The organism is Asanoa sp. WMMD1127, from assembly GCF_029626225.1.
In the GTDB taxonomy this organism is placed as follows: domain Bacteria; phylum Actinomycetota; class Actinomycetes; order Mycobacteriales; family Micromonosporaceae; genus Asanoa.
Window position 1 is genome coordinate 7,195,596 of record NZ_JARUBP010000001.1, and the last position, 21,733, is coordinate 7,217,328.

Sequence of the window (21,733 nt, forward strand, 5' to 3'; positions counted from 1 at the left end):
GAGCGGCAGTAGGACCGCCGCCCAGGCCAGAGCACGCCAAGGCCTACTTACCGACGTAGTCGGCCAAATGCTCGCCGGTCAGCGTCGACCGGGCCGCGACCAGGTCGGCCGGCGTGCCCTCGAAGACCACCGAGCCACCGTCGTGGCCGGCGCCGGGGCCCAGGTCGATGATCCAGTCGGCGTGGGCCATGACGGCCTGGTGGTGTTCGATGACGATGACCGACTTGCCCGACTCGACGAGGCGGTCCAGCAGGCCGAGGAGCTGTGCGACGTCGGCCAGGTGCAGCCCCGTCGTCGGCTCGTCGAGGATGTAGACGCCGCCCGCCTCGCCCATGTGGGTGGCCAGCTTGAGGCGCTGCCGCTCGCCGCCCGACAAGGTCGTCAGCGGCTGGCCCAGGGTCAGGTAACCCAGACCGACGTCGGCCAGGCGGGACAGGATCTTGTGCGCGGCCGGAGTCTTGGCGTCGCCGGAGGAGAAGAAGCGCTCGGCCTCCGACACGGACATCGCCAGGACCTCGCTGATGTCGCGGCCGCCCAGCCGATATTCCAGCACCGCCGCCTGGAAGCGCTTGCCCTCGCACTCCTCGCAGGTCGACTCGACCGTGGCCATGACGCCCAGGTCCGTGTAGATGACGCCCGCGCCGTTGCAGGTCGGGCACGCGCCCTCCGAGTTCGCGCTGAACAGCGCCGGCTTCACGCCGTTGGCCTTCGCGAACGCCTTGCGGATGGGCTCCAACAGCCCGGTGTACGTCGCGGGGTTGCTGCGCCGCGACCCCCGGATCGCCGTCTGGTCCACCGTCACCACCCCGTCGCGGCCGGAGACCGAGCCGTGGATCAGCGAGCTCTTGCCCGAGCCGGCCACGCCCGTGACGACGACCAGCACCCCGAGCGGGATGTCGACGGAGACGTCACGCAGGTTGTGCGTGGCAGCCCCCCGGACGGACAGGACCGACGAGGGCGTACGCACGGACGGCTTCAACGACGCGCGATAGCCGAGGTGCCGCCCCGTCAGCGTGTCGCTGGCCCGCAGCCCGTCGAGCGAACCCTCGAACACCACCTCGCCGCCGAACGAGCCCGCGCCGGGGCCCAGGTCGACGACGTGGTCCGCGATCGCGATCGCCTCGGGCTTGTGCTCGACGACCAGCACCGTGTTGCCCTTGTCGCGCAGGCGCAGCAGCAGGTCGTTCATCCGCGCGATGTCGTGCGGGTGCAGGCCGATGGTGGGCTCGTCGAAGACGTAGGTGACGTCGGTCAGCGCCGAGCCCAGGTGCCGGATCATCTTGGTGCGCTGCGCCTCGCCGCCGGAGAGGGTGCCCGACGGCCGGTCCAGGGACAGATAGCCCAGCCCGACGTCGGCGAACGAGTCGAGCAGGTGCTGCAGGCCCGCGACCAGCGGCGCGACCGACGGCTCCTTGATCTCGCGAACCCAGTCGGCGAGGTCGCTGATCTGCATCGCGCAGACGTCCGCGATGTTCTTGCCGCGGATCTTCGACGACCGCGCCTCGGGCGCCAGCCGGGTGCCGAGACACTCCGGGCAGGTCTGGAAGGTGACGGCCCGCTCCACGAACGCCCGCAGGTGGGGCTGCATCGACTCGACATCCTTGGACATGATCGACTTCTGGATCTTCGGGATCAGGCCCTCGTACGTCAGGTTGATGCCCTCGACCTTGATCTTGGTCGGCTCCTTGTAGAGCAGGTCGTGCAGCTCGCGCTTGGTGAACTTGCCGATCGGCTTGTCGGCGTCGAAGAAGCCGCTGCCCCGGTAGATCCGGCCGTACCAGCCGTCCATGCTGTAGCCGGGCACCGTCAGCGCGCCCTCATTGAGCGACTTCGTGTCGTCGAAGAGCGCCGTCAGGTCGAAGTCGCTGACCGAGCCCATGCCCTCGCACCGGGGGCACATGCCGCCGAGCCGGTTGAACGTCGCCTTCTCGGCCTTGGTCTTGCCGCCCCGCTCGACGGTGATCGCGCCGCTCGCGCGGACGGACGGGACGTTGAAGGAGTACGCGTTCGGCGAGCCGATGTGCGGCTTGCCGAGCCGGCTGAACAGGATGCGCAGCATCGCGTTGGCGTCGGTGGCCGTGCCGACGGTCGAGCGCGGGTTGGCGCCCATCCGCTCCTGGTCGACGATGATCGCGGTGGTCAGGCCGTCGAGCAGGTCGACCTCCGGACGCGCGAGATTGGGCATGAAGCCCTGTACGAACGCGCTGTAGGTCTCGTTGATCATGCGCTGCGACTCGGCCGCGATCGTGCCGAACACCAGCGAGCTCTTGCCCGAGCCCGAGACGCCCGTGAACACCGTGAGCCGGCGCTTCGGGATCTCGATGCTGACGTCCTTGAGGTTGTTCTCCCGCGCGCCCTGCACGCGGATCATGTCGTGGGTGTCGGCAACGTGCGGCGCGGGGGCCGTGCTCATCGGGTCTCCATCGTCGTCGGGCCGGGCGGTGCGCACCGGAGGTCCAACGGCCGTCCGGTCGGAACCAATCACGGTATACGGGCAGGTCGGGCCCGTGGGGTCCGTCCCACACGGGCCCGGTGCGGCTCAACTGTCCTGGACCAGGCCGAGCACGTTGCCGTCGGGGTCGGTGAAGCTGGCGACGAGCCGGCCGCCGCCGACGTCGTGGGCCGCCTCCTTGAGCGTGCCGCCGGCCGCGGTCACCTCGGCCAGCTTCGCCTCGATGTCGGTCACGTGCCAGTAGGCGACCGGTCCGCCCATGTCGCCGTTGGGCACGAGCCCGATGTGCTGCCCGGCCACCTCGTAGCCGACGTAGTAGGGCGCGTCGGCCACCGGCTCCACGCCGAGCAGGGCGCTGTAGAGGGCCTTGGCCTTCGGCAGGTCCGAGACGGGGTGCAGCACGGTCTTGACGCCGAGAACACTGGTCATGATCACTCCAGGTGCGGTCGAAGGAACGACGTGAACGCTATTGGCGCGACCCTGACCTGGGCTTCTCCATTCCTGACCAGTCGAGCGGGAAACGACGAAGGCCCGGTCCGCCGAAGCGGGCCGGGCCTTCGCAGGGTCCGGATCAGGCGACGCCGAGGTACGCGTCCTTGACCGCGGGGTCGTTGAGCAGCTCGCGACCCGTGCCTTCCTTGACGATGCGGCCGGTCTCCAGCACGTACGCCCGGTGGGCGCGGGACAGCGCCTGCTGGGCGTTCTGCTCCACCAGCAGGATGGTCGTGCCGTCCCGCTGGTTGATCTCCGTGATGATCTCGAAGATCTGCTGGATCAGCTTCGGCGCGAGGCCCATCGAGGGCTCGTCGAGCAGCAGCAGCTTGGGCCGGCTCATCAGGGCCCGGCCCACCGCCAGCATCTGCTGCTCGCCGCCGGAGAGCGTGCCGCCGGGCTGCTTGAACCGCTCCCGCAGGCGCGGGAAGAGCTCCAGCACGTGCTCCATGTCCTTGGCGATGTTGGCGCTGTCCCGGCGGGTGTAGGCGCCCATCTCCAGGTTGTCCTTCACCGACATGCCGGGGAACACCCCGCGGCCTTCCGGCGACTGGCAGATGCCCTGGGTGACCCGCAGGTCGGCGCGCATCTTGCTGATGTCGACGCCGTTGAAACGGATCCGGCCGGAGGCGATCGCGCGCAGGCCGGAGACGGCTCGCATCGTGGTCGTCTTGCCGGCGCCGTTGGCCCCGATCAGCGCCACGATCTCACCCTCGGCGACGTTGACGGAGATGCCGTGCAACGCCTGGATCCGCCCGTACAGCAGGGTGATGTTGTCGATCTCAAGCAGCATCTTCGGTCACCCCCAGGTAGGCCGCGATCACCTTCGGGTCCTCGCGGACCTCGGCCGGCGAGCCCTCGGCGATCTTCTTGCCGAACTCGAGCACCACGATCCGGTCGGTGACGCCCATGACGAGGCGCATGTCGTGCTCGATGAGCAGCACGGTCACGCCGGTGTCGCGGATGTCGCGGATCAGCTGGAGCAGCGCGTCCTTCTCCGCCGGGTTGAAGCCCGCCGCCGGCTCGTCGAGGCACAGCATCTTCGGCTGCGTGGCCAGGGCCCGGGCGATCTCCAACCGGCGCTGCTCGCCGTAGGAGAGGTTGCGGGCCGCCTCGTCGTGCCGGCGGATGCCGACGAAGTCGAGGAGCTCGCGCGACCGCTCGCGGCCGCTGCGCTCCTCCTGCCAGTAGCGCGGGAGGCGCAGCAGCGCGCTGGGAACGCTGGTCTTGTGGTGCGTGTCCGCACCGACCATGACGTTCTCCAGGGCGGTCATCTCGGGGAACAGCCGGATGTTCTGGAACGTCCGGGCGATGCCCAGCTTGGTGATCTTGTAGCGGGCGCGGCCGGCCAGCTTCTGGCCCTGGAACCGGATCTCCCCCGAGGTCGGGGTGTAGACGCCGGTCATGGCGTTGAAGCAGGTGGTCTTGCCGGCGCCGTTCGGGCCGATCAGACCGAGGATCTCGCCCTCGTAGAGGTTGAAGTTGACCTTGTCGAGCGCCACCACGCCGCCGAAGCGCAGCGTGACGTTGTCGACCTCCAGCAGGGCGTTGCGCCCGGCCGGGGTCGGCGCCGGGTGCGGCGTCGACTCCCCGGACGGCGGCTCGGCCGGCACGCCGACCGTGGCGCGGGCGTCGGGCGCCGCGTCGCGCTCGCTGGTGACGTCGCGCTCGGCGGCGTCCTGCGGCTCGGGAGGCGTCTCAGGCACCGACCATCGCCTCCTTCTCACGATCCTTGAGCTCGGCGGCACGCCGCCGGTTGGGCCACAATCCTTGTGGTCTGAAGATCATTACCACGATGAGGATGATGCCGAAGAACAGATATCGCAGGTTGGTCGCACTGACGTCGTAGGGCTCACCGGCGATCCGGACCTGCTCGGGCAGGCCGAACACGTCTCCGACCGAGCGCAGCCATTCCGGCACGTAGATGACCAGGAAGCCGCCCAGGATCGCGCCGAAGATGTTGCCGGCGCCGCCGAGCAGCACCGCGGCGAGCACCAGGATCGACTGCTCCAGGCGGAACGTCGACGAGTTGACGAAGTTCGCCTGGCCGGCCCAGAGCGCGCCGGAGAAACCGCCGATGCCCGCGCCCATCGCGAACGCCCAGATCTTGAACTTGTAGGTCGGGACGCCCATGAGCTCGGCGGCGTCCTCGTCCTCGCGGATCGCGACCCAGGCGCGGCCCACCCGGCTCCGCACGAGGTTCCGGATCAGGAAGACCATGCCGATGATGACGGTCAGGATCAGCCAGTAGTACGGCTTGGCGTCGAACTGGAAGATCGGCGTGCCGTCGGAGTTGGTGCCCGGCGGGCGGCCGATGTTGGGGATGCCCCGGTCGCCGTTGAAGATCCAGTCGTTCTGCTGCGCGACGATCCGGATCATCTCGGCGAAGCCCAGCGTCACGATCGCGAGGTAGTCACCGCGCAATCGCAGCACCGGGAAGCCGAGTATCACGCCGGCCAACAACGACAGCGCGATCGCCAGTGGCAGCGCCACCAGCCACGGCCACGGGCTCTCCAGCCAGTTGTACTCCGTGAAGACCTTGCTCTGCGGCGAGGTCAACGTCGCGACCGTGTAGGCGCCGACGGCGAAGAAGCCGAAGAAGCCCAGGTCGAGCAGGCCGGCGTAGCCGACCACGATGTTGAGGCCGAGCGCCAGCAGGATGTAGTAGCCGCACTGGAACAGCACCGTCGCCATGTCGTTGCGCGTGGTGTAGAGCGGGATGTATTCGCCCAGCGGGAGGCCGAGGTATTCGTAGAAGCCCTTGTTGGGCAGGGCGTACAGGAACACCACGAAGACCACGATCAGGCCGATCTTGCTGGCCTTGGGCAGCCGGTCCCAGCGTTCGCTCAAACCGTGGCTGAAGTTCCGCCACCGGGTACGGACGTCGGTCATGCGCGGGCCCTCCCGAGCGACTCGCCCAACAGACCGGTCGGGCGGAACATCAGAAGCAGGATCAGCACGAGGAAGCCGATGAAGTCACGGAAGTTCGTGCCGAACACCGCGGACCCGTAGTTTTCCACGAGGCCGAGGAGGATGCCGCCGAGCGCGGCGCCACGCAGGTTGCCGATGCCGCCGAGCACCGCGGCGGCGAACGCCTTGAGGCCGATCAGGAAGCCCACGTTGAAGCGGGTGCTGGCCGCCTTCATGTCGGACATCACCGCCGCGACGCCGGCCATCAGGCCGCCGAGGAGGAAGACCAGCAGGATGACCCGGTTCTTGTTGACGCCCATCAGGGCCGCGGTGTTCGCGTCCTGCGCGACGGCCCGGATGCCCCGGCCGAAGCGGGTGCGCTGGACGAACCAGTCGAGGCCGACCATCGCGATGACGGCGACGGCGAGTGTGGAGATCTGCAGCGGCGTCAGCGACCAGGAGCCGACCGAGATGACCGGGTCGGTGGGCAGCATCGCCGGCACGCCGAACTGACGGCGGTTGGTGAACGCGCCCATGCCTTCGGAGAGCACGAACGACGCTCCGATGGCGGTGATCAGGAAGGCGAGGGGTGGTGCGTTGCGGGCCCGGAGCGGCCGGTAGGCGGTGACCTCGACGAGCATCGCGAAGAAACCACAGAGGAGCGCGGCCACGACGATCGCCAGCGCGATCAGGCCGAACGCCTCGCCGAGGGAGGGCCGGGGGGAGTTGGCGTCGAAGCCGAACGCCGACCAGGTCCAGATGGCGCCGAAGGTGCCGATCATGAAGACGTCGGAGTGGGCGAAGTTGATCAGGCGTAGGACGCCGTAGACGAGCGTGTATCCCAGGGCGATCAACGCGTAGATCGCGCCCTGGGTCAACCCGGTGGTAGTCAACACCGGGAAACCGTTGATCAGTTCGTTCATTGCAGCAGGTTCTCCCGGGAGATCCCTCAGTCAAGGCCGATGCGGCCGGGCTGGCGTGCCCGGCCGCACCGGCATGGGTTGACGCGACCGTCGTGCCCGATGGAGGAGCCGGCTCGCGGGGTGGACGCCGAGCCGGCTCGACCATGGATCAGGCCTTCGGGATCTCCTTGTCCGGCGCCCAGGCGCCGTTCTTGGCGACGTAGGCCCAGACGCGGACCTCGGCCGGGTCGAGCTCGCCCTTGTCGTCCCACTTGTAGGTGACGCCCGTGGCGGAACCGGCCTTGTTGTAGGACTTCAGGAACGCCTGGATGTCCGCGCGGGTGGACTTACCCTCGCCGATGGCCTCGAGGAAGATCTTGGTGAGGTCGTAGGCGACGTCGGCGTACACACCCGGGTCGGCGTTGTACTCCGCCTTGAAGTCCTGCACGAAGGTGCCCTTGGCGGTGGTGGCCGGGGCACAGGGGCAGGTCGCGACCGCACCCTCGACGTCGGCGTTACCGGTCACGGACAGCATGTTGGCGTCGTAGATGCCGTCACCGCCGACGAAGGTGCCCTTGTAGCCGGCAGCCCGCAGCTGCTTGAGGAACGGGCTGGCCTCCTCGGTGTAACCGCCGTAGAACAGCGCGGTCGCGCCGCTGGAGGTCACCTTGGTGACGATGGCGCTGAAGTCCTGCTGGTTGTCCGTCGCCTTGTCGGTGGCGGTGACCAGCGGGCCGAGCGCCTTCTTGACCTCGTCGGCCAGACCGGCGCCGTACGCCGACTGGTCGTCGACGACGAACACCTTCTGCGCGTTCAGGCCCTTGATGTAGGCCGCCGCCGCCGGGCCCTGCGAGAAGTCGTTGCCGACGCCGCGGTGGAAGATCGCCCAGCCGTTGTCGGCGAGGCTCGGGCGGGTGGCGGACTGGGTGATGATCGGGAGGCCGGCCTGCTGGAAGATCGGGTCCGCGGTCTCCGACTCACCGGAGAACGCGGGGCCGACCATGCCGACGACCTTGGTGTCGTTGACGGCGCTGGTGGCCAGACCGCCGGCGAGCTCCGGCTTGCCCTGCGAGTCGTAGGCCTGGATCGAGACCTTGCAGTCGGCGTGCTCGGCGTTGTACTGCTTCACGGCCAGGTCGGCAGCCTGCTTACCCGGTGTCACCAGACCAGCGTCAGCGCCGGACAGCGCGCCGAAGAAGCCGATCTTGAGGTCGCACACCTTGCTCGCGTCGGTACTGCCGGAACCGCCGTCGTCCTGCTTACATGCAGCCGCGCCGCCCATGACGAGCGCCGCGAGCGCGACACCGCCGATAGCGCGTACGAAAATCTGCCTCAAGGCTGAAGCCCCTTCTCCATCCATCAGCCCGCCGTCGCGGGCCGGGAGGTTGCAACGACGAACCGGACCGTTCACCCGGTCTGGGGCGGCACGTTATCCCACTACAGCGACCAACGTAAGCCTTCACTAGGCGCGTTGACGCAACCGTTACTTAGGGTGTCGGAATTGGCCCTGTGGGTGTCACAGTCGACGGTCGTCCGCCGAGGTCACGAAGGGGGAAGCCGGCTGGACCAGATGGTGCTGGTGGTGCCGTCGTCGACGGCGAGCAGCAGGGTGCCGCCACCTCCGCCGACGGCCGCGGCGGTGGCGCCGCCCGGTCCGACCTGGACAGGGGTGGTCAGGCTGCGCCACTCCTTACCGGACAGGTCCGACGTCCACAGCCGATGCCCGTCGGCGCCGACGGTGGCGGCCACCAGGCGGTCGTCGAGCACCGCCACGGTCTCGACCCCGGCCACGGCGCCGGAACCGGTGGCGCCGAACCGCGTCACCGCTGACCAACCGCCGCCGTTCGCGTCGCCGTGCCAGGCGCCGAACGCGGTGCCGGCCAGTCCTACGGCGACGATCCCGTCGGCGGTACGCGCCAGCCGCTGCGCCTCCTCGTCGTCCGCTGTCCCAGGAAGTGGGACGCGGGTCCACGACCGGGCATCGACCGACGTCCACACGTAAGGATCACGGTCGATCCGGCCCGCCGGCCGGCCGCCGCCCGCCACCAGCCAGCCGGCCGCCGTAACGGTGGTGTCCAGCGACGAGGTGGCCAGGTCGGGCGAGCTGGCCAGCGGCGGCAGGTCCTCGTGGATCGTGAACTTCGTGGCGTCCGGCGAGGTCCACACCGTGGCGCCGCCGGCCCGGTTGCCGGCGATCAGCCAGCCGCCCGGCCCGCCGCCCGCGATCCGGTTGACGCTCACCTGACGCGCGCCGCCGTAGAGCTCGAAGTCCGTGGACGGGACCGCGACCAGGGTGCCGTCGGCCCGGGACCAGAACGTGCGGACCCGCGGGTTGCCGTGCGCGCCACCGCTCTTGGCCCCGATCGCGCCCACCAGCCCGTCGCGGCAGCCGAGGGCGTAGAGGACGCTGCGGATGGCGTAGTAGTCACCGACCGTGTCGACCGGCCGGGCCGCCCAGCCGGTCAGGCCGGCCGGGTCGGTGGTCGACCAGAGCGCCGGCCGGGTCGCGCCGTCGGGTGACTGCACCGCCCCACCGACGTACCACGCCTGCCCGCACCGGGTGATGTCGCGGGCCAGGACGCGACCGGCGGGACCGGGTGGCACGGGCAGGGTGACCGGCTTCCACTGTGGAGAGACCGGCTGCGGCGGGGTCGGCGGCGGCGCCTCGGCCTCGCAGGCGGCCACGACGAGCAGCAGTGCCGCGAGCGCGGTCGCGACGAACCGGGCCGGCGGGCGCATCGCCGGCTAGCCGTTGTCGGTGGGCTTGTCGGCGGGCTTGTCGGCCGCCTGGCCGCCGGCGCCTTCCGCGACGATCCGGTCGGCCACCTCACGCATGGTCATCCGGTGGTCCATGGCGGTGCGCTGGATCCACTTGAACGCCTGCGGCTCGGTCATGCCGTAGGTCGTCATCAGCGCGCCCTTGGCCCGCTCGACGCTCTTGCGGGTCTCGAGCCGGTCGGAGAGCCCCGCGACCTCGGACTCGAGCGAGGCCATCTCGGCGTAGCGCGACAGCGCGATCTCGATCGCCGGCACCAGGTCGCTCTTCTGGAACGGCTTGACGAGGTAGGCCATGGCGCCCGCGGCGCGCGCCCGCTCGACCAGGTCGCGCTGGCTGAACGCGGTGAGGATGACGACCGGGGCGATGCGCCCGGCGGCGATCCGCTCGGCGGCGGCCAACCCATCCATGATCGGCATCTTGATGTCGAGAATGACCAGGTCGGGCTTGAGCTCCTCGGCCAGCTTGACCGCGGTCTCGCCGTCGGCGGCCTCGCCGACCACGTCGTAACCCTCTTCGGTGAGCATCTCCGAGAGGTCGAGCCGGATCAACGCCTCGTCCTCGGCGATGAGCACGCGCCGACGCTCGGCACTCTGCGACGACTCGCCCACGAAGCCTCTCCCCAGGTGTGCAATCCGCGACCGGCCTGTCCGGTGTCGCGTTCCTTAGCGTAGTAGGTAGGCTGAGTGCGCTTCATCCTCGCGGTGCCCCAGATCCGCGGTCCCCGTAGCCCAATGGCAGAGGCACGGAGCTCAAACCTCCGACAGTGTCGGTTCGAATCCGACCGGGGGCACCACCGGCCCCAGGCGTCCCACTGAGCAGCGCCCCCGCGAGGGGCGCTGCGTAGACTCGGGACAAATCCCCATCAAGGAGTCATCGATGCTGACCATGCAGGACGCCCTGGCCCGGCTCACCGCGTACTGGGTGGACCAGGGTTGCCTCACGGTCCAGCCGACGAACACCGAGGTCGGCGCCGGAACGCTCAACCCGGCCACGTTCCTGCGGGTGCTCGGGCCGGAGCCCTGGCGGGTGGTCTACGTCGAGCCGTCGGTGCGCCCCGACGACTCGCGCTACGGCGAGAACCCCAACCGGATCCAGACCCACACGCAGCTCCAGGTGATCCTCAAGCCCGAGCCCGGCGACGCGCAGGAGCTCTACCTCGGCAGCCTGGCCGCGCTCGGCGTCGACGTGGCCGCCCACGACGTGCGGTTCGTCGAGGACAACTGGGCCTCGCCGGCGCTCGGCGCCTGGGGCCTCGGCTGGGAGGTCTGGCTCGACGGCCTGGAGATCACCCAGTTCACCTACTTCCAGCAGGCCGGCGGGGTCAACCTCGACCCGCCGTCGGTGGAGATCACCTACGGCATGGAGCGGATCATCATGGCGCTCCAGGGTGTCCGGCACTTCAAGGACATCACGTACGCGCCGGGCGTCAGCTACGGCGAGGTGTTCGGCCAGTCCGAGTACGAGATGTCCCGCTACTACCTCGACGACGCCGACGTGGCGACCAACCGCGAGCTGCTCGACCTGTACGCCGCGGAGGCGCAGCGGATGGTCGACACCGGCCTGCCGGTGCCCGCCCACAGCTACGTGCTGAAGAGCTCGCACGCGTTCAACGTGCTCGACGCCCGCGGCGCCGTGTCCACTTCGGACCGGGCCGCCGAGTTCGGCCGCATGCGCCGCCTGGCCGGCGAGGTCGCCAAGCTCTGGATCGCCCGCCGCGAGGAGCTCGGCCACCCGCTCGGCGTCGCCGGATCGGCGCCGGCCGCGACCGCCCCGGCCGCGGCGCCCACCACGGGCACCCGGCAGCTCGTCTTCGAGATCGGCACCGAGGAGATGCCGCCGGCCGAGGCCCGCATGGCCCGCGAGCAGGTGCGCCGGGAGCTGACCGAACGCCTGGGCGGCACCCGCCTGGCCCACGGCGACGTCACGGTGCTGGCCACCCCGCGCCGGATCGTGGCGATCGTCGAGAGCGTCGCCGACCGCGAGCAGGACCACGTCCGCACGGTGCGGGGGCCGAAGGTGGCCGCCGCCTACGACGCCGCCGGTGAGCCGACCCCGGCGGTGCGCGGGTTCGCCCGCTCCCAGGGCGTCGACCTGGCCGACCTCGCCCAGCAGGACGTCAACGGCGTCCCGCACGTGACGGTCGTCAAGCACGAGGCCGGGCGTACGGCCGCCGAGGTGTTGGGCGACGTGCTGGCCAAGGTGGTCGCCGCGCTGCGCTCCGCCAAGAACATGCGGTGGAACGACCCCAGCCTCTCGTTCACGCGGCCGGTCCGCTGGCTCCTGGCGCTGCACGGCGACGAGGTCGTGCCGTTCGCCGTCTCGTCGCTCGCCTCGGGCCGGCAGACGCGGGTCCACCGCACCGCCGAGGCGCCCGTGGTCACCGTCAACAGCGCCGAGATCCACCTCGACACGCTGCGCGCCCACGGCATCCTGGCCGACCCCGACGAGCGCCGGGCGGAGATCGTCGCCGCGGCGCAGCGGCTGGCCGCGGAGGTCGGCGGTCAGGTCGACGTCGACGGCGAGCGGGCGCTGATCGACCAGATCAGCTACCTGGTCGAGTGCCCGACGGCACTGCTGGGCCGGTTCGACGAGAGCTACCTGCGCCTGCCCGAGGCGGTGCTGGCCACGGTGATGCGCAAGCACCAGCGCTACCTGCCGATCCGTGGCGCCGACGGCGACCTGCTCCCCTGCTTCGTCGCGGTGGCCAACGGCACCGTCGACGGGGACCTCGTCCGCGCCGGCAACGAGGCGGTGCTGCGGGCCCGCTACGAGGACGCGGCCTTCTTCTACCGCGCCGACCGCGAGGTGCCGCTGGACGCGATGCGGGCGCGGCTGGAGCGCCTCACCTTCACCGACAAGCTCGGCTCGATGGCCGACCGGGCGGCCAGGATCAGCACGCTGTCGCGGACCCTGGCGGCCGACATCGAGCTCGGCGGGGCCGAGCGCGACACCCTGGGCCGGGCGGCCGAGCTGGTCAAGTTCGACCTGGGCGCGCAGCTGGTCACCGAGATGACGAGCCTCGCCGGGGTGATGGCCCGGGACTACGCCGCGCACGCCGGTGAGCCGGCCGCGGTGGCCGAGGCCGTCTGGGAGAGCGAGCTGCCGCGCAACACCGGCGACGCGGTGCCGGCCCACGCGCCGGGCGCCGTGCTCTCGCTGGCCGACCGCCTCGACCTGGTCGCCGGCCTGGCCGCCACGGTCGGGCTGCCGACCGGCAGCAGCGACCCGTTCGCGGTGCGCCGGGCGGTGCTGGGACTGCTGGCCGTGCACCGCACCGGCCTGGTGCCGGTCAGCCTGACCCGCGGCCTGGCCGAGGCGGCCGCCCTGCAGCCGGTCGAGGTCTCCGCACAGGTGCTGGCCGACGCGGGCGAGTTCCTCGCGCGCCGGCTCGAGCAGGTGCTGGTCGAGGAGGGCCACCCGGTCGACCGGGTCCGGGCGGTGCTGCCGCACGCGGACCGGCCGGCGCTGGCCGACCGGCTGCTGCACCAGCTCGACGAGCTGGCCAAGGACGAGCGGTTCCGGGCGCTGGTGGAGGCGATCCAGCGGTCCCGCCGCATCGTGCCGGCCGGCACGCCCGCCGGCTACGACCCGGCCGCGCTGGTGGAGCCGGCGGAGAAGCGGCTCGACGAGGTCGTCCGGACGGTCTCGGTGCCCGGCCCCGACCTGACCGCGTTCCTGGCGGCCGCGGGCAAGGTCACCGAGCCGGTCAACACCTTCTTCGACGAGGTGTACGTGATGGCCGAGGAGCCGGCGCTGCGGCAGGCGCGACTGGGCCTGCTGGCCACGGTGCGCGACCTGGGCGCCGGCATCCTCGACTGGGACCACCTGCGGCTTTAGGGCGTCAGCAGGATCCGGCCGCCGACACCGCCGGCCACGAGGCGGCGGTGGGCCTCGCCGGCCTCGGCCAGCGGCAGCGTCTCCGTGCGGATCGGCACCAGGCCCTGCCGGAGCGCGGCCAGGGCGGCGACGGCCGCCGGTCGGCCCCGCTCGGGACGCGCGGCCAGGTAGGCGCCGACGTTGAAGCCGAGCAGGCCCAGGTTGGCGTACCAGAGGGCGTTGGTCGAGACCGTGTGCGGCCAGTCGCCGCTGGCGTTGCCGACGAGCAGCATCCGCCCCAGCGGCGCCATCACCTCGAGGCTGTCGGTCCGGACCTGGCCGCCGACGGGGTCGACCACGATGTCGAATCGGGTCTCCAGCGCGGCGACGTCCTCGGCCGCCACGACGTCGTCATAGGGGAAGCCGGCGGCCCTGGCCTTCGACAGAGACGGCCGGCGGACGGTGCCGACGACCGCACCGGCGCCGAGGGTGCGGGCCACGCCCGGGAAAGCCGACGCGAGACCGCCCAGCGCGCCGTGCACCAGCAGCCGCTCCCCCGCCCGCAGGTGCGCCACCTCGGTCAGGGCCAGGTGGGCCGTGGTCGCGTTGGGCAGGGCGGCGACGGCGAGCGCGGGGTCGACGCCGGCGCCGGCCAGGCTGACGGCGAGCCGGGCGTCGACCACCTCGACCTCGGCGTAGCCGCCCGCGGGACCGGTGCCCGACAGGGTCACCACGGGCTCGCCGACCCGGACGTCGTCGACCCCGGCACCGAGCGCCCGGACGGTGCCGGCGACCTCGAGACCCGGCACGTAGGGCGGCTGCGGCAGCCCGGGCCGGTCCCGGTAGTCGCCCTGGCGGATGAACACGTCGATCAACCCGACGGCGGCGTGGCTGACGTCGATGGCGATCTGGCCGGGCCCGGGCTCGGGATCCGGCAGCTCGCTCAGCGCGAAGACCTCGGGCCCGCCGAACCGGGTGACCACTGCGGCACGCATGACTTCCCCCTTTACGCAATCAGCTTGCGTTAATGGCCCCACGCTACCACCCAACGCAAGCGGATTGCGTTAGAGTGACGGCATGCACCGTCGGGCCCGCTCACCGGAGGCGAAGCAGCAGCGCGCCGAGGACCTGCTGGCCGCGGCCCGCGCCCTGGCCGCCGAGGCCGGCGGGGTCCGGCACGTGACGCTCGCGGCCGTCACGGAGGCGGCCGGCCTGCACCCGTCGGCCGTGCGCCGCTACTTCGCCAGCAAGGAGGAGCTGCTGCTGGAGCTGGCGGAGCGCGGCTGGGCGCGGTGGCGGGAGGGCGTCGAGGCGGAGCTGGCCGGCGCCCGCGACCTGACGCCGGCGGAGACGGCCGCGGCGGTGGCCCGCACGCTGGCGGCACAGCCGCTGTTCTGCGACCTGCTCACCCACGTGCCGCTCAGCCTGGAGGGCGAGGTCGACATCGACCGGGCGCGCCGCTACAAGACGAGCTCGTTCGCGGCGTACGACGGGATCGTGTCGACGTTGACCACCACCGGCACGATGACCACCGATCAGGTGCACGACCTGATCACCGCGGCCCTGGGCCTGACCGCCAACCTGTGGCAGCTCGCGCACCCGACGGCGACGCTGGCGAAGCTCTACGAGCAGGAGCCGCGGTGGGCGCACGCGGCCCTCGACTTCGAGCCGCGCCTGACCCGCCTGCTCCAGGCCACCGCGACCGGCCTGACATGACCTGGCACGGAGTCCCGCGCCGGATCCGGCTGACGGTGGCGGCGCTGGCCCTCGTCCTGACCTACGGCGGCATCGTCCACATCGTCCAGCTGGCCACGGGCGGCTGGCCCCCGTACGCCTGGGCGCCGCCCTCGCTCGCGCTCGATTTCACGTCGCTCACCCTGCTCGACCCGCTGGCCGCGGCCCTCCTCGCCACCCGCCGCACCGCGGGCCTCCACCTCGCGACCCTGGTCCTGGCGACGGACGCGGCGGCCAACTGGTACGCCACCTACCGCCTCCTCGACCCGACCTGGCCGGCCAGAACCGCCCAGGCCGCCATCACCGTCCTCGCGCTTGCCTCCTTGGTCGCCGCACCCCGCGTCCACCCCTGGCTACGCCGCGGCCGGATACGTTCGAGGGGTGAGTCCACAGGAGATTTTCCAGCGTTACATCCACGCCGGGGCGATGAGTCGGGATCCGGAGCGGGTCGCGGCTCTGTTCACTGAGGACGGTGTCTACGAGGCGCCGCTCGCGAGCGTGGGCGACGTCTTTCCGCCCAGGATGAGTGGGCGCGCGGCCATCCGGGACGGGCTCGCCGCCGCCTATCGGCGGATGGCCCCGCCGACCGACCCGGTCGATCCCGAGCGCACCCGCTTCGCGCTGCACGTCACCGCGGATCCCGACGTCTTCATCGCGGAGATAGACACCGCCTTCGCGTCCGGCGCGACCATGTCGCTCGTGCAGATCTTCCGGGTTCGCGACGGGCTGATCCACCACCTGCGCGACTACTTCGCGCCCGTGCGCTAAGCGGCGCGGCGTTGGCGTTTGTGCGCGACTACTTCGCGCTTGGGCTAAGCGGCGCGGCGTTGGCGTTTGTGCTCGTCGAGCCAGGCCGGCAGCTCCTCGCCGGGCATCGGGCGGGCGGTGTGCCAGCCCTGCACCAGGTCGCAGCGGTTCTTGGCCAGGAGCTTGTGCGTGATGTCGTCCTCGACGCCCTCCGCGACCGTGCGGATGTGCAGCGACCTCGCCAGCTCGATGGTCGACCGGACGATCGCCGCGTCGTCGCTGTTGTGGGCCATGCCGGCGATGAACGACTTGTCGATTTTGATCTCGCTGATCGGCAGGCGGCGCAGGTGCTGCAACGACGAATATCCCGTGCCGAAGTCGTCGAGGCAGATGGTGACGCCGAGGTCCGCGATGCGGCGCAGCGGCGCCTGGGCCCGGCGCACGTCGGCCAGGATCGCGCTCTCGGTCAGCTCGATCTGGATCTGGCCCGGCGGGATCTCGTGGTACGCGATCCGGTGCGCCAGATGGTCGATCAGCTCGTCGCTGTAGAGGTCGCGGGTGCTGACGTTGAGCGCCGCCCGCAGCGTGACGCCCTGCGCGTTCCAGGTGGCGACCTGGGCGGTGACCCGGTCGATCATGCCCCTCGTCAGCATCACCATGACCGGCGTGTGCTCGGCCAGCGCGACGATCTCGTCGGCCCGGATGGGGCCCAGCTGCGGGTGGTTCCAGCGCAGCAGCGCCTCGACCCCCTCGATGCGGCCGGTGCGCAGCGAGACCTGGGGCTGATAGAACGCCCGGAGGCGGACGGTGTCGTCGACCTCCAGCGCGCGGCGGAAGTCGGCCAGCAGGCTCAGCTGCGCCGGGCTGGCCCGGTCGGCCCGCTCGTCGTACGCCGCGATCATGTCGCCGTGCTGTTTGGCCTCGTACATCGCCACGTCGGCGTGCCGCAGCAGCGTCGCGAAGCCCTCGCCCTCGTCGGTCGCCAGGCCCACCGAGGCGGTCACGTCGACCCGCAGGCCCTCGAGATAGACGGGCTGGTTGAGGTTGCGCACCACCGCTTCGGCCAGGCGGCGCGGGTCGCGGGCGCGGGCCAGGATGGCGAACTCGTCGCCGCCCAGCCGGGCCGCCACCCCGACGTGCGGGTCGATGGTGGGCAGGCGCTTGGCCACCGCGATCAGGAGATGGTCGCCGATGTCGTGCCCGAGCGCGTCGTTGACCTGCTTGAACCGGTCGAGATCCAGGACCAGCAGGGTGGGCGCCGGGTCGTCGGTGGTGCCGCTGAGGATCAGCCGGTCGTACGCGCCACGCAGGCCGGACCGGTTCGCCAGGCCGGTCAGCGGGTCCTGGCGGGCGATGTTCTCCCGCTGGGTCGACAGCCGGGCCAGCCGCTGCACCGCGTAGAGCGGGATGATCGCCAGCGGCACGAACGCCACGTTGATCAGGGCCGCGAAGGCCAGCACCGGGCTCAGCACGAGCAGCGCGGAGTTGAACAGCACCTGGTCGCGCACGACCACCAGGGCCCGCCGCCACGTCAGCCCTTCGCCCAGCCGGGTGCCGAGGAACAGCACGCCGTAGACGGCGAGCCAGGCCACCCCGGCGGCGACCACCGCCAAGGCGTCGGTGGCGAGACTGGAGTCGCCGCCGTCGCGGAACGGGTCGGGTCTGCCCAGCCACAGCACGGCCGACGCGGCGCCCAACGCGAGCGTGTAGCGGGCCGCGGCCACCACGGCGGCCGCGGGCGTGCGGCCCAGGCGCCAGGCGATCACGAGACAGGCGACGGCCTGCGCGGCGGCGGCCGGCCAGAGCCCGAAGGTCAGCAGGATCGCGAAGGTGAAGCAGACGGTCGGCGCGACGGTCACCTTGACGCGCTCGGGCCCGATGTCGGCGGCGAACGCGGTCAGCCCCGCGAGCACCGCGAGGACGACCATGACCCAGAAGGCGGCGTCCCGGGCGTTGGCGGTCGCGCCGCCCAGATGCGTGAGCAGGACGGCGAGCGCCGCCGCCAACGTCGCCACGTTGAAGGCGACGAAAGCCGGGCGCCGTCGTGCCCACACCACGCTGATCGTAGTCGCCGGGCCGCGGCGTTATCAGCCGTTATGTCCCGTGAGCGGTGGTCGGTGCGACTGTCACCGGAAGTGACCGCGGCGCGCGTACAGTGAAAAGATGATCTCCGTCGGTCTGGTGCTCCACCCGACGAAGCCGGTCGCCGAGTCGGTCGACATGATCGTCGACTCCGCCCGCGACGAGCCGGTCCGGGTGGTGGCCCGCGAGATCGACCGCACCCGGGTCCCGCCGGGCGTCGACGTCGTCCCGGAGGCCGCGTTCCGCGAGCAGGTGGACGGGGTCGTGGCGCTCGGTGGCGACGGCACCATGCTGGGCGCGATGCGCCTGATGACCGGCCGGCCGGTGCCGATCCTCGGGGTCAACCATGGCAACCTGGGTTTCCTGGTCGAGGTCACCCCGAGCGGACTGCCGTCGGCGCTGCGCCGGCTGGCCACCGGCGACTACACCGTCGAGAGCCACGCGGCGCTGGAGGTCAACGCCGGCGAGACGAGAGCCTGCGCGTTCAACGACGTGGTGATCGGCCGGACCGGGGCGGGCCGCACCGCCTCGGTCGACCTGACGGTCAACGAGGTGCACTACGGCTACTACAAGGCCGACGCCGTCATCGTCGCCACGCCCACCGGCTCGACGGCCTACAACTACTCGGCGGGCGGGCCGATCCTGTCGCCGTCGTCCAACGCGCTGGTGGTGACGCCGGTGGCGCCGATGTCCGGCATCAGCCGGCCCGTGGTGCTCGGCGGCGGCGACCGGGTCTCGTTCCAGGCCGAGGGCGCGCTCGTCGTCGAGGCCGACGGGACGGGCGCGCACCCGGTCGCCGCCGGCACCGACCTGACCGTGCACCTCAAGCCCGACGCCGCGCAGGTCGTGCGGTTGTCGCCGCGCGACTACGCCAACCGCAGCCGCGTGCGGCTCAGCCTGCTGGACCTGCCGCTGCGGCCGGACCAGCTGCTGGAGCTCATCCCGCTGGAGCTGCGCCGCAACGTGGCCGCCGCCATCGATGCGCCGCCCGAGCCGCCCACGGCGGACGGCTCGGGCGCCCCTACCCAGGGGTCCTAGGGCGACGTGATCGTGTAGGTCGCGCCCGCCTGGGTCGCGAACGAGACCACGTCGCCGGTGACCGACGGCGTGACCGCGCCGCCGCCGACCCGGGTGACCACGACCGGCCGCCCCGGCCACGGGTTGCGCAGCCGCACCTGCCGGCCGGCCTCGCTGGTGATGTCGACATAGGACACCCGCCCGCCGGCCAGCGCGCTGGACACGAGAAACGCGTCCTTCTCGCGCAGCTTGACGAAGCTGGCGTCCCGGGCCGCCGGCCAGACCGGAAACACCCGGATGATGCCGTCGTCGCTCTGCAGCAGCAGGTTGTTGACGGCCTCGGTCGCGCCGGACTTCTCCAGGCCGTGCCACTCGTCGCGGATCCGCAGGTTCGGGTCCGTCTTCGCGGCGATCTGGGCCTTCAGCTTGTCGATCAGGCTCTGCGCCGGGTAGCCCACGCGGGCCGCCTGCGTGAACACCTTCGGGAAGCTGTTGTCCTGGCCCCACGAGTTCATCGCGTCCAGCGTGTCGATCGCCCGCTGGCGGTCGGCGGCCGGCGAGTTGAGGCCGAGGCCCTCGCCCGGGTGGATGAACTCGAGGTTGACCGTGTTGTCACCGGGCCGGATCGCCCGCCCGTCGGAGACCGTGCCGGGATCGCCCAGGGCGTAGACCGACTTCCCGTTGTGCGTCGTCGTGGCGATCGGCGGCAGCCCGTTCAGCATCTGCTGCCACAACGGCCGTGACCCGGCGTCGAGACCGAGCTCGTTGCTGGCCGCCAGCAGCGACGTCAGCAGGTAGCGCAGCATCCCCACGTCGAGGCTCGGGTTCCGGGCCCAGGTGCCCTCGTGCGGCCCGCCCCACGTGGTGTAGCGGCCGGTGGCGGCGTCGTACTCCATCCATCGGCTGAAGAACGTGGCGACCTCCTTCATGAAGGGGTACGCCTTCGTCTGCAGGTAGGTCCGGTCGCGGGTGTAGTCCCAGTAGGCGATGAACTCGACGACGTTGAACAGCGCGTTGCCCACCTGCTGCCAGTAGTTGCCGTCCGGTGTGCCGCCGAACGGGCTGATGCCGACCGGGAACAGCACGCCGCCCGGTATCCCACCGGACCCGAACCGCGGCGTCACGTAGTCGGACTTGACCTGCTGCAGCTCCTGCGTCGACCGGCGGCGGGCCTCCGGCAGGTAGGAGATCACCGCGTCGATCATCGGCAGGGCCAGGTCGGCCCGGTTCGACGAGTACGCGCCGTAGAAGTTGGCGACGAAGTTGTAGTTGAGGTGGTAGTCCCCGGAGAAGTAGGGGTCGTCCTTGGTGGTCCAGAGCCCGTAGAGCCCGGGCGCCGTCCTGCCGTTCCGCGATGCCGAGCCGAGGAAATATTGTGCGGCGTAGTAGAACCGCTCCAGCACGTCGTCGTTGAGGTCCACATAGGAACGGAGCCAGAACTGCTTCCACCACTCGACGTGCCCGTTGTAGAGGCCGTCGAGGGCCGTTCCGGTCTGGGCGTCGGCCAACGACCGGGCGCCCGGCGCAGGGTCGGCGTTGTTGGCCCCGCCGCCGGCCACCGCGGTCAGCAGGCGCAGCGTCTGGCCCGGCTGCAGGTCGAACTGGAACCGGGCCGTGTTGCCCGACGCGGTCGGCGCGGCCACCGGGCTCGCCCCGATCAGGCGGCTCGCCAGGGCCGCGCGGGACACCCAGCGCGACCCGCCGGGCGTGGTCCGCGCGGCCCAGGTCGTGTTGCCGGAGGCACCCGCCGTCTGGGTGAAGCCGCCCATCGGATTGGTGGCCCCGGACCAGGTGCGCGCCTCCAGCCGCACCGGGGCGCTGCCGGTCGAGCGGATCTGGGTGACCAGCAGGTTGTCGTTGGCGGCGACCCAGGTCTTGAGCACGACGGGCTGGCCGCCGATGGTCATCGTGGTGTCGACCTCGCCGCGCAGGATGTTCTGCTCCTCGAGGAACGTCCCGCCCGAGCCACCGCCCGGCCCGCCGCCGGTGCCGTAGAGCTCGAACTGGCCGATCCGGGCCCGCGGGTTCTGCTGCGAGTCGGCCGTCGTGCCCTGCGTCGGCTCGGTGGAAACCAACCGGACCCACCGGGCGGTACGCGACCCGAGCGTCCGGTCGGTGACCGCGGCCGTGTTGTTGGTGACGGTGTCCCAGCTCGACCAGTTCTGGTTGTCGGTCGAGGTGAGCACCTGAAAGTTCTTTGTGTTGTTGGCGGTCTCGGCCGGCCGGGCCGCGCTGTCGTGCCGGGCGATGTAGCGGGTGAAAGTCTTCGCGCTGCCGAGGTCGAGGGTGAGCGTCTGTGGCTTGCCGACCTCGGAGACCCAGCCCTCGTAGCCGGGGCCCCACTGGCCGCTGACGGCCCGGGATTGTGGGAACGACGGATGCGAAGTGCTGGCCGTGGCGGTGGCGCCGAGGGCCAGGTTGCTCGACGTGGAGCCGCTGGCCGCCGCGAGCGTGACCCCGCCGACGGGCGCGGTCGCCGGGCCCGGGTTGCCGCGCCAGAAGTTGCCCTTGGCGACGAGGAACGTCTTGACGCCGGCGCTGCCGGACGAGGTGACACCGATGTCGCCGTTGCCCAGCAGAGCGGTGCTGGGCATGCCGTTGACGACGGAGTTCACATAGGACTGGTCGGTCCAGCGGCCCTTGATGTTCGCGAGCAGCGACTGGATCGCCGCCCACTGCTGGTCGGGGGTCGGTGTCGCGGCCTGGGCCGGGGCGGGCGTCGCGAGCCCGACACCGGCCACCACAGCGGCGACGACGGTTCCGGCGATCACCCGGCGGGACGGACGGGTTCTCACGGTGCTT

General features: G+C 71.4%; 17 protein-coding genes and 1 tRNA gene. 6 read left to right on the forward strand and 12 right to left on the reverse strand.

Annotated features, from left to right (window positions below; all coding sequences use genetic code 11):
- Window positions 1-43 precede the first annotated feature (43 nt).
- The 9 genes from O7635_RS34435 to O7635_RS34475 form a co-directional block, all read right to left on the reverse strand.
- On the reverse strand, window positions 44-2,413 hold the full coding sequence (locus O7635_RS34435; RefSeq protein WP_278084670.1) for an excinuclease ABC subunit UvrA: 2,370 nt from the start codon (window positions 2,411-2,413) through the stop codon (window positions 44-46).
- A 126-nt stretch (window positions 2,414-2,539) separates the two neighbouring features.
- A complete protein-coding gene (locus tag O7635_RS34440; RefSeq protein ID WP_278084671.1) occupies window positions 2,540-2,881 on the reverse strand; it encodes a VOC family protein in 342 nt (113 codons plus the stop codon).
- Between the two features lie 142 nt (window positions 2,882-3,023).
- Window positions 3,024-3,737, reverse strand: coding sequence for an ABC transporter ATP-binding protein (locus O7635_RS34445; RefSeq protein WP_278084672.1), 714 nt, complete (start codon window positions 3,735-3,737; stop codon window positions 3,024-3,026).
- A complete protein-coding gene (locus tag O7635_RS34450) occupies window positions 3,727-4,488 on the reverse strand; it encodes an ABC transporter ATP-binding protein (RefSeq protein ID WP_278085644.1) in 762 nt (253 codons plus the stop codon). The genes O7635_RS34445 and O7635_RS34450 overlap by 11 nt, the downstream gene beginning before the upstream one ends.
- Before the next feature lie 154 nt (window positions 4,489-4,642).
- Window positions 4,643-5,836 (reverse strand): branched-chain amino acid ABC transporter permease, encoded by a 1,194-nt coding sequence (locus O7635_RS34455; protein ID WP_278084673.1) that lies wholly within the window; start codon window positions 5,834-5,836, stop codon window positions 4,643-4,645.
- Complete coding sequence (locus O7635_RS34460; protein WP_278084674.1) at window positions 5,833-6,777, reverse strand: branched-chain amino acid ABC transporter permease; 945 nt, start codon at window positions 6,775-6,777, stop codon at window positions 5,833-5,835. Before O7635_RS34460 ends, O7635_RS34455 begins: the two co-directional genes overlap by 4 nt.
- A gap of 148 nt (window positions 6,778-6,925) precedes the next feature.
- Window positions 6,926-8,092, reverse strand: coding sequence for a branched-chain amino acid ABC transporter substrate-binding protein (locus O7635_RS34465; RefSeq protein WP_278084675.1), 1,167 nt, complete (start codon window positions 8,090-8,092; stop codon window positions 6,926-6,928).
- Between the two features lie 206 nt (window positions 8,093-8,298).
- Window positions 8,299-9,495 carry a hypothetical protein gene (locus O7635_RS34470; RefSeq protein ID WP_278084676.1) on the reverse strand — a complete coding sequence of 399 codons (1,197 nt, stop codon included), beginning with the start codon at window positions 9,493-9,495 and terminating at the stop codon, window positions 8,299-8,301.
- Window positions 9,496-9,501: 6 nt separating this feature from the next.
- A complete protein-coding gene (locus O7635_RS34475) occupies window positions 9,502-10,143 on the reverse strand; it encodes a response regulator (RefSeq protein WP_278084677.1) in 642 nt (213 codons plus the stop codon).
- A gap of 109 nt (window positions 10,144-10,252) precedes the next feature.
- Between O7635_RS34475 and O7635_RS34480 the strand changes: the two genes are divergently transcribed.
- Both O7635_RS34480 and O7635_RS34485 read left to right on the forward strand, forming a co-directional pair.
- Window positions 10,253-10,328 (forward strand) — tRNA-Leu (locus tag O7635_RS34480).
- Window positions 10,329-10,411: 83 nt separating this feature from the next.
- Entirely contained in the window at window positions 10,412-13,372 is a 2,961-nt protein-coding gene (locus O7635_RS34485) for a glycine--tRNA ligase (protein ID WP_278084678.1), read from the forward strand.
- On the opposite strand, the gene O7635_RS34490 is transcribed toward O7635_RS34485, so the two are convergent.
- A complete protein-coding gene (locus O7635_RS34490; protein WP_278084679.1) occupies window positions 13,369-14,346 on the reverse strand; it encodes a zinc-binding dehydrogenase in 978 nt (325 codons plus the stop codon). The two genes, O7635_RS34485 and O7635_RS34490, sit on opposite strands and share 4 nt — an antisense overlap.
- An 82-nt stretch (window positions 14,347-14,428) precedes the next feature.
- Here O7635_RS34490 and O7635_RS34495 point away from each other — a divergent pair, with 82 nt between their 5' ends.
- Genes O7635_RS34495 through O7635_RS34505 form a run of 3 tightly spaced genes read left to right on the forward strand, consistent with a single transcriptional unit; the run spans window position 14,429 to window position 15,853 of the window.
- Window positions 14,429-15,067, forward strand: coding sequence for a TetR family transcriptional regulator (locus O7635_RS34495; protein ID WP_278084680.1), 639 nt, complete (start codon window positions 14,429-14,431; stop codon window positions 15,065-15,067).
- On the forward strand, window positions 15,064-15,552 hold the full coding sequence (locus tag O7635_RS34500) for a hypothetical protein (protein ID WP_278084681.1): 489 nt from the start codon (window positions 15,064-15,066) through the stop codon (window positions 15,550-15,552). Before O7635_RS34495 ends, O7635_RS34500 begins: the two co-directional genes overlap by 4 nt.
- A complete protein-coding gene (locus O7635_RS34505; protein WP_278084682.1) occupies window positions 15,512-15,853 on the forward strand; it encodes a nuclear transport factor 2 family protein in 342 nt (113 codons plus the stop codon). Before O7635_RS34500 ends, O7635_RS34505 begins: the two co-directional genes overlap by 41 nt.
- Window positions 15,854-15,897: 44 nt before the next feature.
- On the opposite strand, the gene O7635_RS34510 is transcribed toward O7635_RS34505, so the two are convergent.
- The gene (locus O7635_RS34510) at window positions 15,898-17,886 is read right to left on the reverse strand and encodes a bifunctional diguanylate cyclase/phosphodiesterase (protein WP_278084683.1); all 1,989 of its coding nucleotides are present in this window, start codon (window positions 17,884-17,886) and stop codon (window positions 15,898-15,900) included.
- A 109-nt stretch (window positions 17,887-17,995) separates the two neighbouring features.
- Between O7635_RS34510 and O7635_RS34515 the strand changes: the two genes are divergently transcribed.
- Window positions 17,996-18,952 carry an NAD(+)/NADH kinase gene (locus O7635_RS34515; protein ID WP_278084684.1) on the forward strand — a complete coding sequence of 319 codons (957 nt, stop codon included), beginning with the start codon at window positions 17,996-17,998 and terminating at the stop codon, window positions 18,950-18,952.
- Here O7635_RS34515 and O7635_RS34520 read toward each other — a convergent pair.
- A complete protein-coding gene (locus O7635_RS34520; protein ID WP_278084685.1) occupies window positions 18,949-21,726 on the reverse strand; it encodes a discoidin domain-containing protein in 2,778 nt (925 codons plus the stop codon). The two genes, O7635_RS34515 and O7635_RS34520, sit on opposite strands and share 4 nt — an antisense overlap.
- Between the last annotated feature and the right edge of the window lie 7 nt (window positions 21,727-21,733).